The sequence below is a fragment of the Hymenobacter sp. H14-R3 genome, from assembly GCF_030063445.1.
GTDB lineage: Bacteria > Bacteroidota > Bacteroidia > Cytophagales > Hymenobacteraceae > Hymenobacter.
Window position 1 is genome coordinate 377,569 of record NZ_JASITD010000002.1, and the last position, 14,204, is coordinate 391,772.

At 63.7% G+C, this 14,204-nt stretch carries 12 protein-coding genes; 11 read left to right on the forward strand and 1 reads right to left on the reverse strand.

Annotated elements, in window-relative coordinates:
- The first annotated feature begins 503 nt into the window (after positions 1-503).
- Positions 504-968: a pectinesterase family protein gene (locus tag QMK33_RS03650; protein ID WP_283563188.1), complete on the forward strand. Its 465-nt coding sequence runs from the start codon at positions 504-506 to the stop codon at positions 966-968.
- Positions 969-1,096: 128 nt separating this feature from the next.
- Here the strand turns inward: QMK33_RS03650 and QMK33_RS03655 are convergent, their stop codons facing one another.
- Positions 1,097-2,131 carry a LacI family DNA-binding transcriptional regulator gene (locus tag QMK33_RS03655; RefSeq protein WP_283563189.1) on the reverse strand — a complete coding sequence of 345 codons (1,035 nt, stop codon included), beginning with the start codon at positions 2,129-2,131 and terminating at the stop codon, positions 1,097-1,099.
- A gap of 278 nt (positions 2,132-2,409) precedes the next feature.
- On the opposite strand from QMK33_RS03655, the gene QMK33_RS03660 reads away from it, so the two are divergent.
- The 10 genes from QMK33_RS03660 (at position 2,410) to fbp (ending at position 14,183) form a co-directional block, all read left to right on the forward strand.
- Positions 2,410-3,066, forward strand: coding sequence for an SDR family NAD(P)-dependent oxidoreductase (locus QMK33_RS03660; RefSeq protein ID WP_349361674.1), 657 nt, complete (start codon positions 2,410-2,412; stop codon positions 3,064-3,066).
- Positions 3,067-3,205: 139 nt separating this feature from the next.
- A complete protein-coding gene (kduI, locus tag QMK33_RS03665; protein ID WP_283563190.1) occupies positions 3,206-4,039 on the forward strand; it encodes a 5-dehydro-4-deoxy-D-glucuronate isomerase in 834 nt (277 codons plus the stop codon).
- A gap of 108 nt (positions 4,040-4,147) precedes the next feature.
- Complete coding sequence (locus QMK33_RS03670; RefSeq protein ID WP_283563191.1) at positions 4,148-5,680, forward strand: tagaturonate reductase; 1,533 nt, start codon at positions 4,148-4,150, stop codon at positions 5,678-5,680.
- A 79-nt stretch (positions 5,681-5,759) separates the two neighbouring features.
- Positions 5,760-7,409, forward strand: a complete 1,650-nt coding sequence (locus QMK33_RS03675; protein ID WP_283563192.1) for a UxaA family hydrolase — start codon at positions 5,760-5,762, stop codon at positions 7,407-7,409.
- A gap of 102 nt (positions 7,410-7,511) precedes the next feature.
- Positions 7,512-8,957, forward strand: coding sequence for a glucuronate isomerase (gene uxaC, locus QMK33_RS03680; RefSeq protein ID WP_283563193.1), 1,446 nt, complete (start codon positions 7,512-7,514; stop codon positions 8,955-8,957).
- Positions 8,958-9,302: 345 nt separating this feature from the next.
- Positions 9,303-10,316 (forward strand): sugar kinase, encoded by a 1,014-nt coding sequence (locus tag QMK33_RS03685; RefSeq protein ID WP_283563194.1) that lies wholly within the window; start codon positions 9,303-9,305, stop codon positions 10,314-10,316.
- 123 nt (positions 10,317-10,439) lie between these two features.
- On the forward strand, positions 10,440-11,084 hold the full coding sequence (locus QMK33_RS03690; RefSeq protein WP_283563195.1) for a beta/alpha barrel domain-containing protein: 645 nt from the start codon (positions 10,440-10,442) through the stop codon (positions 11,082-11,084).
- Between the two features lie 79 nt (positions 11,085-11,163).
- Positions 11,164-12,534 (forward strand): MFS transporter, encoded by a 1,371-nt coding sequence (locus tag QMK33_RS03695; protein ID WP_283563196.1) that lies wholly within the window; start codon positions 11,164-11,166, stop codon positions 12,532-12,534.
- A gap of 10 nt (positions 12,535-12,544) precedes the next feature.
- Positions 12,545-13,021, forward strand: a complete 477-nt coding sequence (locus QMK33_RS03700) for a nuclear transport factor 2 family protein (RefSeq protein WP_283563197.1) — start codon at positions 12,545-12,547, stop codon at positions 13,019-13,021.
- 151 nt (positions 13,022-13,172) lie between these two features.
- Positions 13,173-14,183, forward strand: coding sequence for a class 1 fructose-bisphosphatase (fbp, locus tag QMK33_RS03705; protein WP_283563198.1), 1,011 nt, complete (start codon positions 13,173-13,175; stop codon positions 14,181-14,183).
- The last annotated feature ends 21 nt before the right edge of the window (positions 14,184-14,204 follow it).

Genomic DNA, 14,204 nt, shown 5'->3' on the forward strand with positions numbered 1-14,204 from the left:
ATTATGCAAAATTTTGATAATCAAAGTTTTATAAACGCAAAAGCTGTGCTTCCGGCCCCGCTAAAGCGCGCTGGCCTTAGCACGGCACCCAAGCGTGGCTCAGGCAAAGCCTCGAAACCCACAAAACCATTATCACCAGGTATTTAGCTCGAATTGCTTCACCAAAACTTGCCGCCAGCAAGCTGCGGGGGCTACGCTTACTGGTTGCTAGCCGGCGGGCCCGGCCAATAAGCGAATCACCAGTGCCTAGTTGGTCAATAAGCGTAAGCTTGTTCATAGAAACGAGAGAAATGAGTCGGCACGAAAGTACTTGCCAGGACTATTATTTATCGCTTTTATCCAATCTTTAATTTCAAGAATCACTACTCCTTTCGCAGTGTGCGCAGGGCGGCGGACCTTTTGCCGGGCCGGCCTAATTACCTTGCCGCCACTGCGCTTCTTGGTGCCAGCTTTGGGCCAGCTAGCTGCCGCCGCTGGGGCCGGCCCTTGCCCAGGTCCCCATTTTGCCGGCTACCGGCCTGGGTATGCCGCCGGCGCGGCCGCCCCCGCCACCCCAGGTGCTACTGCTGCGCGTGGCGCAGAACGGCAGCGGCGACCACCGCACTATGGAGGTCAAAAACGGCATGTACCGCGAGAAGCTGGGGGTGCGGGCCCACAAAACCCACGTGCGGCTGGTGGGCGAAAGCGCGGCTGGCCCCGTCATCACCGGCCGCGACCACACCGCCGATGCGGCCGGCCACCAAGTGTTGCGGGGCCGCCCCTGGGGCCACATCCCCGCACCGTGTATCTGGGCTGCGCACCAGCCGCGCACATCCTGCCCGCCGGCTACGGCAGCTGGCGCGCTGCTGCCAACGGGCGCGCCGCGTACCAGGCTGATTGGCCGGCTGCCCGCCCCAGTGCCCGCGCCTCGGGCCGGGTCAACTGGGCGCATCAGCTCACTGCCACCAAAGCCAAGCGCTACACGCTGAAAAATACTTTCGGCGGTGCGGCCGGCTGGGAGCCGCAGGAAACAAGCAGCGGGGGCCAACGACACTGCAGGGCTTGCGCACAACGCCGGCCCTATGTTCACGACATTTTATTTATAACTTATTGACAATCATTTACTTATGATATCAATTGGCCACGACGACGACTCCCTGATTACCAGCGTAGTCGGCATGGTGAGCGTAGCTGGCGGCGCGGCGCGGTGCTTCAGCTCGATGAGGTCGAGCAGGCGGCCCACGGCTTCCTGCCCGATTTGCTTGGCCGGCTGCATCACCGTGCTTAGCGAGGGCGCGAGCATATCGGCCACCGTGAGGTTGGTGAAGCCGATGAGCGACACGTCGCCGGGGATGGCCACGCGGCGCTGGCGTAGCGCGGCCAGGCAGCCCACCGCCAGCCGGTCGCTGGCCGTGAAAAAGGCATCGGGCCGGGGCTCCAGGGCCAGCAGCTCGTCCACGAGCGGGCCCACCTCGTCGGGGCCGAAAGTGCCGAAGCGCACCAGGCTCTCCTCATACGGCACGCCATAGTGCGCCAGCGCCGCGCGGTAGCCGGCCAGGCGCTCCTGCGTGATGCTGAGCCAGGGCTGAATGGTGAGGTGCGCAATGCGCCGCCGCCCCGACTGCAACAGGTGCGCGGTGGCCGCAAACGCCCCGCCGAAGTTATCGGCCACCACGCGGGGGGTGTTCAGCAGCGCCGACACCCGGTCGAACTGCACAATGGGCGTGCCCTGCTGCTGCAATTCCTGCAAGTGGCTCACGTCGTTGGTTTCGCTGCTCAGCGAGATGAGCAGGCCATCGACGCGGCGGGCCAGGGCCTGGCGCAGGTTGGCCACTTCGCGGTCGTAGGCCTCGTGGGTTTGGAAGATGAGCACGTCGTAGCCACGCTGGTTGGCCACTTCCTCAATGCCATTAATAGCCTGCGAAAAGTAATAATTCGCAATCTGCGGCACGATTACGCCAATGGCCTTGCTGCTGGCCCCTTTCAGGCTGAGCGCAATGGGGTTGGGGCGGTAGTGCAGGCGCGCGGCGCACTCCATCACCAGCCGCTTGGTGTCAGCGTTGATTTCATAGCTGTCGCGCAGCGCCCGCGACACGGTCGAGACGGAAATATTGAGCTCGCGGGCAATGTCTTTGAGGGTGGCGGGTGCCAAATTGATTTCTACTTAAAATGCAATTATTAATGGCTAGTAGCCAGCTGGCTCACGCGGCTAAAGGTAAAGGCTGAGGGAAGGGAACCGCGCCCCGCGCCCCCGCGCCCGCCCGGCCCGCCCTCCTTGAAAACGTTACCGGCAACGATTGCGCAAATAAAAACGCCCCCCTATGGCTACCTCGTCCGGTTTCGGCCCTAAACTTCGGCACTAGCATCTACCCCTGGGTGGCAGCAAACGGCGTTTCGTTCTCCCCAAAATCAAATCCCACCTGTTTTTATATGAGCCTCCCCGCGAGCTTTAGTCTGGCCAGCAAGCGCGCCCTCGTTGCGGGGGCCGACCGCGGCACTGGCCAAGCCATTGCGCTGGGCCTGGCCGAGGCCGGGGCCAACATCATTGCCGTATCGCGCGGCCTGCCCACCGGCGGCATCACCGAGCAGGGCGTGCGGGCCCTGGGCCGCGAGTTTGCGGAATACCGCGCCGACTTGAGCCAACTTAGTGACTTTCATTACTTTATTAATAAGGTGCGGGCCGACTTTCCGGTTATCGACATCTTGTTTAATAACGCCGGCATTATCCGCTGGGCGCCGGCCGCCGAGCACGCCGACGAAGATTGGGACGCCGTGCTGCGCGTGAACCTCGACGCGCCGTTTCGGCTGGCGCGCGCCCTGGCCGGCCCCATGCTGGCCCGTAGCAGCGGCAAAATCATCTTCACGGCCTCGCTGCTCACCTTCCAGGGCGGCATCAACGTGCCGGGCTGCGCGGCCAGCCAGGGCGCCATCGGCAGCCTCACCAAGGCCCTGGCCAACGAGTGGGCTGCCAAAAACTTGAACGTGAATGCGATAGCGTGGCCACCAACAACACCGCCGCGCTGCGCCAGGATGCTGAGCGTAGCGCAGCCATCCTCAGCCGCATCCTGGCCGGCCGCTGGGCCGTAGCCGATAATTTTCGCGGCCCCGCCGTGTTGCTGGCCACCGAGGCCAGCAACACGGCGGCTGGGTGGGCTGGTAACTTCCATGGGCAATTCGCTTCTTTTCACTGCATTGCCCATTACTCACTGCTAACTGCTTATTACGTATGAATTCCCGATTTGCCATTGGTCCCCGCGAAACCGCCAGCCTGCACACGGCTGGCCTGCGCGAGCACTTTCTAATTGAAAACATCTTCACGGCCGGCGCTATCGAGCTGACCTACACCCACTACGACCGCATGCTGGTGGGCGGCGCGCAGCCCGCCGCCGGCACCGCCCTGCCCCTGCCCTGCCCCGGCGGCCTCAAGGCCAGCTACTTTCTGGAGCGCCGCGAGCTGGGCGCCCTCAACGTGGGTGGCGCGGGCCGCGTGGTGGTCGATGGCGTGGCGTTTGAGCTGGGCAATCAGGACTGCCTCTACGTGGGCAAGGGCAGCCAGGAGGTGGTTTTTCATAGCCTCGACGCCGCCAACCCGGCCAAGTTTTACCTGCTCTCGGCCCCGGCCCACAAGGAGTACCCCACCGCCCGCCGCACCCAGGCCGAGGCCACGCCCGTGGAAATGGGCGCGCTGGAAACCGCCAACCAGCGCACCATCTACAAGTACATTTTCAACGAGGGCCTGCCCAGCTGCCAGCTCGTGATGGGCCTCACCCAGCTCAAGCCGGGCAGCGTGTGGAACACCATGCCCAGCCACGTGCACGACCGCCGCATGGAGGCCTACCTCTACTTCAACCTGCCGGCCGGCCAGCGCGTGCTGCATATGCTGGGCGAGCCCCAGGAAACCCGCCCGCTGTGGGTGAGCAACGAGCAGGCCATTCTGTCGCCGCCGTGGTCCATCCACACCGGCTGCGGCAGTTCGGCCTACGCCTTCATCTGGGGCATGGCCGGCGAAAACCTCGAATACACCGACATGGATGCCGTAGCGCTGGCCGATTTGCGCTAACGCTTGCGCTGAACGAGGAATTTGGAAGGGGAAATGAAGAATTGATTTCCCCTTTCTTATTTCGAAAATTCCAACTTCTTCCTTCTTCCTCCCGCATTCAGTTCCCCCATGCCTACTCTATCCGAAGCATTCGTGCGCGCCCGGGCGGCGGCCCCCACCGTGGTGCTGCCCGCGCCGGCCTTGTTCGACTTGCCCGAGAAAGTGTTGCAGTTTGGCACCGGTGTGCTGCTGCGCGGCCTGTCCGATTTCCTGATTGACCAAGCCAACCGCCAGGGTATTTTCAACGGCCGGGTGGTGGTGGTGAAAAGCACCGCCAGTGGCGATGCCGCCGCCTTTGCCCGCCAGGATAACCTGTACACCGTGTGCGTACGCGGCGTGGAAAATGAGCAGCTCGTGAGCCAGAACGTGGTGTGCGCCAGCATCAGCCGGGTGCTGGCGGCCCGCAGCGAGTGGGCCCAGGTGCTGGCCTTCGCCACCAGCCCCGATTTGCAGATTGTGCTCTCCAACACCACCGAGGTGGGCCTGGTGCTCGACCTGGCCGACGACGTGCGCGCCGCGCCGCCGCGCTCGTTTCCGGGCAAGCTGCTGGCCGTGCTGCTGGCCCGCTACGAGGCCTTTGCCGGCGCGGCCGACAAGGGCCTCGTCATTGTGCCCACCGAGCTGGTGCCCGGCAACGGCACCAAGCTGCGCAATATTCTGCGCGAGCTGGCCGGGCAGCAGGTGCCCGACAGCGGCTTCCTGGCCTGGCTCGACAAAGCCAACACGGTGTGCAACTCGCTGGTGGACCGCATTGTACCCGGCCGGCCCGATGCGGCCGTCTGCGCGACCCTCAGCCAGGAGCTAGGCTATACCGACGAGCTGCTGACCATGGCCGAGGTGTACCTGCTCTGGGCCATTGAGGGCGACGAGCGGGTGAAGAAAATTCTGAGCTTTCAGCAGGCCGACGCGGGCGTGGTGGTGCAGCCCGACATCACGCAGCACCGCGAGCTGAAGCTGCGCCTGCTCAACGGCACGCACTCGCTGGCCTGCGGGCTGGCCGTGCTGGCGGGCGTGCCCACCGTGCGCGAAGCCATGAAGGACGAGAACCTGCTCGCCTACATTCACCAGCTGCTGCTGGCCGATTTGCTGCCCGGCATCCCCTACCCCATCGACGAAAAAGTGGGCCAGCGCTTTGGCATGCAGGTGCTCGACCGCTTCCGCAACCCCGCCGTGGAGCACCGCTGGCTGGCCATCACGCTCAATTACTCGGCCAAGCTGCGTGTGCGCGTGCTGCCCGATTTGCTGCACTACTGCGGGCGCTTCGGGGCCGTGCCGCAGCACGTGGCGCTGGGCTTCGCGGCCTACCTGCTCTTCATGCGCGGCACCCGCCAGGAAGGCAGCACCTGGCTGGGCGAGGCCCACGGCCAGGAATACCCCATTCAGGACGAGCAGGCCGGCTACTTTGCCGACTTGTGGCAGCACCAGCCGGCCGCCAGCCTGGCGCAGATTGTGCTCAGCAACGTGGCGCTCTGGGGCACCGACCTTACGGCCCTGCCCGGCTTTACCGAGGCAGTAACGCGCTACCTCACCCAGCTGGCCGCCGAGGGCACCACCGCCACCCTGGCCACGCTAGTAGCTAAAAACCAGCGCGTCCCTGTTTAATAGCTACTATACAAAAGCCTGTTTGTCACTGCTTCGTCGTTCCTCCTCGCAGTGATAAACAGGCTTTTGCTAATTACTTATGAATCATTTAGTTGCCAAAATTCACCCCGCCGATAACGTGCTCGTCGCCCTCACCGACCTGCCTACCGGCACGCCCGTAACCTGGGACGGGGTGACCGTGACCACCACCGAGAAGATACCCGCCAAGCACAAGCTGGCGCTGCGAGCCTTCGCCCCCGGCGATGAAATAACTATGTACGGCGTGCTGGTGGGCCGCGTGGCCGCGCCCGTGGGCCAGGGCGGCCTGCTCACCACCGCCAACCTCACCCACGCCACCGACGCCTACCAGGAGGGCCGGCACCCCCACCACTGGGCCCAGCCCGACGTGACGCAGTTTGCGGGCCGCACCTTTATGGGCTTCCATCGGGCCGATGGCCGCGTGGGCACCGCCAACTACTGGCTGGTTATCCCGCTGGTTTTCTGCGAGAACCGCAACATTCAGGTGCTCGAAGAAGCCCTGGTGAACGAGCTGGGCTACGCCCGCCGCAAAAGCTACCAGCCCCAAACCCAGGCCCTGCTGGCGCTGCTGCACGCCGGCAAATCGGTGGAGGAAATCCTGGCCACCGACCTGCACGCGGCCGAAAGCAGCCAGCAGAAAGCCAAGCCGTTTCCGAACGTGGACGGCATCCGGTTTTTGAGCCACGAGGGCGGCTGCGGCGGCATTCGGCAGGATGCGCAGTCGCTGTGCGGCCTGCTGGCCGGCTACATCACCCACCCCAACGTGGCCGGGGCCACCGTGCTCAGCCTGGGCTGCCAGAACGCGCAGGCCAGCATGTTGCAGGACGAGATTACCCGGCGCGACCCGCACTTCAGCAAGCCGCTGTTTATTCTTGACCAGCAGACCATTGGCACCGAGGAAGCGCTCGTGAGCACGGCGTTGCGCCAAACGTTTGCCGGCCTCATGCTGGCCAACCAGCAGCAGCGCCGGCCCGCGCCGCTCAGCAAGCTTACCATCGGCCTGGAGTGCGGCGGCTCGGATGGCTTTTCGGGCATTTCGGCCAACCCGGCCGTGGGCCACGTCTCCGACCTGCTGGTGGCGCTCGGCGGCTCGGTTATCCTGGCCGAATTCCCGGAGCTGTGCGGCGTGGAGCAGGAAATAGTGAACCGCGCCGTGGACCACGAAACGGCCCAGCGCTTCACCTCCCTCATGAAAGCCTACGGCGACAGTGCGGTGGCCGTGGGCTCGGGCTTCGACAGCAACCCCTCGCCCGGCAACATCCGCGACGGCCTCATCACCGACGCCATGAAATCGGCGGGGGCGGCCCGCAAGGGCGGCTCGTCGCCGGTAGTGGCCGTGCTCGACTACCCCGAGCTCGTCACCAAGCCCGGCCTCAACCTGCTCTGCACGCCCGGCAACGACGTCGAAAGCACCACCGCCGAAGTGGGCTCGGGCGCCAACGTGGTGCTCTTCACCACCGGCCTGGGCACGCCCACCGGCAACCCCATCGCACCGGTCGTCAAAATCAGCTCCAACACCAAGCTGGCCCAGCGCATGCCCGACATCATCGACGTGAACACCGGCACCGTCATCGACGGCGCCGAAACCATTGAGCAGGCCGGCGCGCGGATATTAGACTACGTTATTCAGGTAGCCAGCGGCCTGGAAGTGAGCGCCGTGCGCCACGGCCAAACCGATTTCATTCCGTGGAAGCGCGGCGTGTCCCTGTAGGTATTTAGCTCCTTTTGTCATTGCGAGCGCAACGCAGTGGAGCGCGGCAATGACAAACTGATTTATACAGCAATTGATAATTACTCATTGATAACTGAAGTTATGACCCCCTTCCTCTCCGACGACTTCCTGCTGCACACCGAAACGGCCCGCCAGCTCTACCACTTTCACGCCGCGCCGCAGCCCATTATTGACTACCACTGCCACCTGCCGCCCGACCAGATTGCCCAAAACCGGCAATTCGAGAACATCACCCAAATCTGGCTCTACGGCGACCACTACAAGTGGCGCGCCATGCGGGCCAACGGCGTGAACGAGCGCTTCGTCACCGGCGACGCCACCGACTGGGAGAAGTTTGAGAAATGGGCCGAAACGGTGCCCTACACCGTGCGTAACCCCTTGTACCACTGGACGCACCTGGAGCTGCGCCGCTACTTCGGCATCACTGAGCTGCTGAACAAAACCAGCGCCCGCCGCATCTACGACCAGTGCAATGCGCTGCTCCAAACGCCCGCGTACAGCGTGCAGGGCCTGCTCACCAAGATGAACGTGAAGGTGGTGTGCACCACCGACGACCCGGCCGACTCGCTGGAACATCACCAGGCCATTGCCAACCAAGGCTTTAGCACGCAGATACTGCCCACCTTCCGCCCCGACAAGGCCATGACGCCCGAGGCCGCCGACTACCGCCAATACTTGGATAAGCTGGGCGCGGCTGCGGGCGTTAACATTCAGTCGTACAAGGACTTGCAGGACGCCCTGCGCCAGCGCCACGACTTTTTTGCCGCGCAGGGCGGGCGACTCTCCGACCACGGCCTGGAGCAGCTGTACGCCGCCGACTACACGGAGGAGGAGGTAGCCGTCATTTTCGACAAGGCCCGCAACGAGCAGTTGCTGAGCACGTTGGAGGTGGAGCAATTCAAATCGGCCATGCTGATTTTCCTGGCTGAGCTGGACTGGCAGAAGGGCTGGACGCAGCAGTTTCACCTGGGCGCGCTGCGCAACACCAACGCCCGCGCCCTGCGCCAGCTTGGCCCCGACACGGGCTGGGACTCGATTGGCGACTTTACCCAGGCCCAGGCCCTGTCGCGCTTCTTGGACCGCCTCGACAGCCAGGACAAGCTGGCCAAAACCATCCTTTACAACCTCAACCCAGCCGATAACGACGTGTTTGCCACCCTGATTGGTGACTTTCAGGATGGCTCGGTGGCCGGCAAAATGCAGTTTGGCTCGGGCTGGTGGTTCCTCGACCAGAAGGATGGCATGGAAAAGCAGCTCAACGCCCTCAGCAACATGGGTTTGCTGAGCCGCTTCGTGGGCATGCTCACCGACTCGCGCAGTTTCCTCTCGTTTCCGCGCCACGAGTACTTCCGCCGCATTTTGTGCAACCTGCTGGGCCGCGACGTGGAAAACGGCGAGCTACCCGCCGAGGAGCTGCCTTGGCTGGGCCAGCTGGTCGAAAACATCAGTTACGGCAACGCCCGCGACTACTTCGGCTTCACGCCGGCGGCGGCCCCGGCAAGCACTGGCGAGCTGGCAGCCAGCTAGCACAATCCCCAAGCCGGGTTGCGACAACCGGTCGGCCGGCTCCGCCGGCCGACCGGTTGTCGCGATAACGGTAGCTGCACGACCAGCTAGGCGGTGCGCCCGTCAACCGGTCGATCGGCTCCGCCGGCGGACCGGGGCACGTAACCCGAACTGGCAACCGCTGTAGGCCTTGCCTTTACCAAACTGACAGTTTTGGCCTGCTGCACGGACGGGTTATCGGAAACGTTTGCGTTAAAAAAAGCCCCAAACGCGCCCCGAAGCACCCCGTTAGCGGCCTACCTTTCAAGTCGAATACGCTCCCGCCAAGTCCAGCTTACCCCGTAGCGGGGCGCTGATTCCCACCCCATGAAGCAAGTCGTAACCTTCGGCGAAGTGATGATGCGGCTCTCGCCGCCGCTGAACTATCGGCTGACCCAGGCCGCTGCCCTCGAAGTAACCTACGGCGGCGGCGACGCCAACGTGGCCGCCGCCCTCGCCCAAATGGGCGTGCCCGCCGCCCACGTATCGGCCTTCCCGGCCAACGAGCTGGGCCACGCCGCCGCCAACCACCTGCGCCGCTACGGCGTGGACGTCAGCCACTGCCGCTTCACCGAGGGCCACCGGCTGGGCCTATACTTTCTGGAAGTGGGGGCCTCCCTCCGTCCCAGCCGCATCGTGTATGACCGCGCCGACTCGGCCTTCGCCCACCTCGACCCGGCCGCCTTCAACTGGGACGAAATACTGCAAGATGCTGGCTGGCTGCACTGGACGGGCATCACGCCCGCCATTTCGGCCGCCGCCGCCCAGGCCACCGCCGATGCCATCATGGCCGCCCGCCGCCTGGGCCTCACCGTATCGGCCGATGTGAACTACCGCCGCAACCTGTGGCAGTATGGCCAAACGGCCCAGGACGTGATGCCCGGCCTGGTAGCCGGCTGCGATATCGTAGTCTGCACCGAGGGCGACGCCGACGACCTGTTCGGCATCAAGGCCAGCGCAAATTCGGCCAACGGCTTCAGTTCGATGAGCGAGCAGCTGGCCAAGCGCTTCCCGCACATCAAGCGCGTGATTGCCACGCGCCGCCAAACGCAGAGTGCCTCGCACGAGCGCATCTGCGGCTTGCTCTGGGACCAGGGCGAGTTCTTCGAAACGCCCTTCTACGACATTTCGCCGGTGGTAGACCGCATCGGCGGCGGCGACTCATTCATTTCGGGTTTCATCTACGGCTCAAGTACTTACGAGAGCTGCGAGCAAGCCCTGTCCTTCGCCACCATCGCCTCGGCGCTGAAACACACCATCCACGGCGACATCAACCTGGTAACGCCCGCCGAAGTCGAGCACCTCATGCAGGGCAACCTCACGGGGCGGCTGCTAAGGTGAGCTGTCAGCTAATAGCTGCTAGCTGTTAGCTCTTCCCTTAGCCGGGCACCACCTTGGCCCCCGGCGCTTTCCATTTGAACATCAAGCTAACAGCTAGCAGCTATTAGCTAACAGCTTAAAAAGATGTCCTCTTCCGAAGTTATCGCCCGCACGCTGCAAGCGCCGCTGGTGCCGGTTTTTTACCACGCCGATGCGGCCTACGCGCAGGCGGTGGTGCGGGCCTGCTACGCGGGCGGCGTGCGGGTATTTGAGTTTACCAACCGCGGGGCCAACGCCTTTGAGGTGTTTCAGGAGCTGGCCCAGCTAGTGGCCGATGGCTGCCCCGACCTCGTGCTGGGCATCGGCACCATCTACACGGCCGCCGAGGCCGAGCGCTTCATTGCGGCCGGCGCGGCCTTCGTGGTGCAGCCCGTAACTACCGCCGACGTGGCCGCCGCCTGCCAGCGTCACGGCGTAGCCTGGCTACCGGGCGCCCTCACCCCCAACGAGATACACGCCGCCACCCAGCTCGGCGCGCAGCTTGTGAAGATATTTCCCGGCAACCTCGTCGGGCCCGACTACATCAAATCGCTGCGCGGGCCCATGCCCACCACCAAGCTCATGGTAACGGGCGGCGTGGAGCCCACCGAGGCCAGCCTCACCGAATGGTTTGGGGCCGGCGTAAATGTGGTGGGCATTGGCTCCCAGCTCTTTAAGGGCGCTACTGATGCGGCCACCATTACCGGCCGCGTGGCCCCGCTAATGGCCTTTTTGGCCGCTGGCAAGTAGCTGCAACAGCCTGTTATTGCCGCGCTCCACTGCGTTGCGCTCGCAATGACAAATGCTCACTACTCATTGCTCATTACCTATGAATCCCACCCTTTACCCTTCGCCGCCCGGCCTCGATACCTCGCCCATGGGCCGGTACCGCTGGACCATCTGCTCGCTGGTGTTTTTTGCCACCACCATTAACTACCTCGACCGGGCCGTTATCTCGCTGCTGAAGCCCTACCTCGAAAAGACGTTTAGCTGGAATGCCGGCGACTACGCCAACATCGAAATCGCCTTCAAGCTGGCGTATGCGGTGGGCATGATTGGGGTGGGCCGCATCATCGACAAGCTGGGCACCAAGATTGGCTACGCGCTCTCGACGGTGCTGTGGAGCCTGGCGGCCATGGGCCACGCGTTGGTAACCAGCACGTTGGGCTTTGGCATTGCGCGCGGGTTTTTGGGAATTACGGAGGCCGGCAACTTCCCGGCCGCCATCAAGACCACGGCCGAGTGGTTTCCGCAGCGCGAGCGGGCGCTGGCCACGGGCATCTTCAACTCGGGCTCCAACGTGGGGGCCATTGTGGCCCCGCTTACGGTGCCGCTCATTGCCGAAACCATTGGCTGGCAGTGGGCCTTCATTATCACCGGGGCGCTGGGCTTTATCTGGCTGGTGCTGTGGATGTTGATTTACGAAACCCCGGCTGACAGCAAGCGCCTCACCAAGGCCGAGTTCGACTACATCAACGCCGACATTCCGGCGGGCCTGCCCACGGAGGGCGTCACCGAGGAGCGGCCCAAGGCGTCGTGGGGCAAGCTGCTCTCGTTTCGCCAAACCTGGGCCTTCGTGGCGGGCAAGTTCCTCACCGACCCCATCTGGTGGTTTTACCTGTTTTGGCTCCCCGATTTCCTGGGCAAGCAATACCACCTCCAGGGCACGGCCATTGCCCTGCCGGTAGCGGCCGTGTACGTGCTCTCAAGCATTGGCAGCGTGGGCGGCGGCTACCTGCCGCTGGGCTTTATGCGGCGCGGTATGCCGGCCTTCAAGGCCCGCAAAACGGCCATGCTGCTCATTGCGTTCTGCGTGTTCCCGATTGTGTTTGCGCAGTACCTGGGGCAGCTCAATATGTGGCTGGCGGTGCTGGTAATCGGCATTGCGGCGGCGGCCCACCAGGCCTGGAGCGCCAACATTTTCACCACCGTGTCCGACATGTTTCCCAAGCGCGCGGTGGCCTCGGTTACGGGCATTGGCGGCATGGCCGGCGGGCTGGGCGGCATCGCCCTCACGGCCTTGGTGCAAAAGAAAATGTTTGTGCACTACGAGGCCATCGGGCAGCTCGACAAGGCTTACTTCATCATGTTTCTGATTTGCGGCGGGGCCTACCTGCTGGCCTGGGTTATCATGTTTACGCTGGTGCCGCGCATGGAGCCCATTCAGCTCGATAAGGACGATAGTATTGCCACCACCTAACCAACTTACTATGAAACAGTTAGTGTATACCCTTGCCCTGTTGGGCCTGCCGCTGCTGGCCCTGGCCCAGGCGCCGGCCAAAAACAGCAAGGACCAGGCCGCCGCCCAGGAGGTCGATAAGCTGGAGCGCCAGCGCTTCGCTGCCCTGGTAAGCAAGGACTTCACGTTCCTGGACAAAGCCTTTGCCGACGACCTGGTATATACCCACAGCAACGGCAAGCAGCAGGGCAAAACCGACTACCTTCAGGGCGTGCGCGAGGGCAAAAGCGTGTACGACAAAATCGACGTCGAAAACATCAACGTGCGCGCCTACAACAACGGCCAAGCCGCCGCAGTCAATGGCCAAATTATTATCTACCAGCCCAATAAGCCCGACGGCACGCCCAATGTGGCCCACCTCAAGTACGTAACCGTGCAGGTGAAAGACCCCAAAAAAGGCTGGCAAGTGGTGCTCTGGCAATCGCAGAAGCAACCGGAAGCCAAGTAACAACCTGCAAAAAGCCTGTTATTGCGAGCAACGCGAAGCAATCGCACCCGAACGATACCAGCGCCTTTCGTTCGGGCTAGGTCGTTCGGATGCGATTGCTTCGCGTTGCTCGCAATGGCGACTGGCTTTTACGAATTCATACCCGATAGTTATGTCCCCCACGCTACCCTCGCACGACAAACTGGCTACCCCCGTCGGCACCACCCTGGAGCGCTACATCATGCGCAAGCAGGCCGAGTTTCCGTTTGCCACCGGTGAGCTTTCGCAGCTGCTGCGCGACCTGGCCCTGGCCAGCAAAATAATGGTGCGCGAAGTGAGCCGCGCCGGCCTCAGCGGCATGGGCGAAGTGGTGGAGGCCGAGGGCCAGCCCACCGCCCCGCGCCACCGCCTGGGCGAGGAGGCGCACATCCGCTTCGTGCGGGCTCTCACCAACGGCCGCGAGTGCTGCGCCATCCTCAGCGAGGCCCGGGAAGAAATTATTGACACCGGCAACCACGACGGCAAATACGTGGTGGCGCTCAACCCGATGAACGGCTCGGTAAGCCTCGATTTCAACGTGAGCACCGGTACCATCTTCAGCATTTACCGGCGCGTGAGCCGCTACGGCGGGCCGGCCCGGGCCGAAGATTTCACCCAGGGCGGCCGGGCGCAGGTGGCGGCGGGCTACATCCTCTACGGCTCCAGCGTGATGCTGGTGTACACCACCGGCCACGGCGTGGCGGGCTTCACCTACGAGCCAAGCCTGGGCGAGTTTTTCCTCTCGCACCCCCGGCTCACCATTCCGGCGCGGGGCGCGGTTTTCTCGTGCAACGAAGGCAACTGGTTTGATTTCCCGGAATTTGCGCGCACCTTCCTCACCACCTGCAAGCAGCGCCGCTACACGGCCCGCTACGTGGGCTCGCTGGCTGCCGACTTCCACCGCAACCTGTTCACGGGCGGCATCTACCTCTACCCGCCCACCGGCGAGTGGCCCAGCGGCAAGCTGCGCCTGCTCTACGAATGCTACCCCATCGCCTTCATTAGCCAACAAGCTGGTGGCCTGGCAGTTGCCGGTGCCACCGAAGTGCTCGACGTGCCCCCCACCGCCGACCTGCACCAGCGCGTGCCGCTCTTCGTGGGCTCGGCCGACCTGGTGCGCGAGCTGCAAGCGGTAGCCGGGTAGGGGCGCGTCGCACGCGCCCGG

Excerpts from the sequence above, each read along its gene's own strand:
- QMK33_RS03660 (WP_349361674.1), top strand. The coding sequence starts at position 2,410 with ATGAGCCTCCCCGCGAGCTTTAGTCTGGCCAGCAAGCGCGCCCTCGTT.
- kduI (WP_283563190.1), top strand. The coding sequence starts at position 3,206 with ATGAATTCCCGATTTGCCATTGGTCCCCGCGAAACCGCCAGCCTGCAC.
- QMK33_RS03670 (WP_283563191.1), top strand. The coding sequence starts at position 4,148 with ATGCCTACTCTATCCGAAGCATTCGTGCGCGCCCGGGCGGCGGCCCCC.
- QMK33_RS03675 (WP_283563192.1), top strand. The coding sequence starts at position 5,760 with ATGAATCATTTAGTTGCCAAAATTCACCCCGCCGATAACGTGCTCGTC.
- uxaC (WP_283563193.1), top strand. The coding sequence starts at position 7,512 with ATGACCCCCTTCCTCTCCGACGACTTCCTGCTGCACACCGAAACGGCC.
- QMK33_RS03685 (WP_283563194.1), top strand. The coding sequence starts at position 9,303 with ATGAAGCAAGTCGTAACCTTCGGCGAAGTGATGATGCGGCTCTCGCCG.
- QMK33_RS03690 (WP_283563195.1), top strand. The coding sequence starts at position 10,440 with ATGTCCTCTTCCGAAGTTATCGCCCGCACGCTGCAAGCGCCGCTGGTG.
- QMK33_RS03695 (WP_283563196.1), top strand. The coding sequence starts at position 11,164 with ATGAATCCCACCCTTTACCCTTCGCCGCCCGGCCTCGATACCTCGCCC.
- QMK33_RS03700 (WP_283563197.1), top strand. The coding sequence starts at position 12,545 with ATGAAACAGTTAGTGTATACCCTTGCCCTGTTGGGCCTGCCGCTGCTG.
- fbp (WP_283563198.1), top strand. The coding sequence starts at position 13,173 with ATGTCCCCCACGCTACCCTCGCACGACAAACTGGCTACCCCCGTCGGC.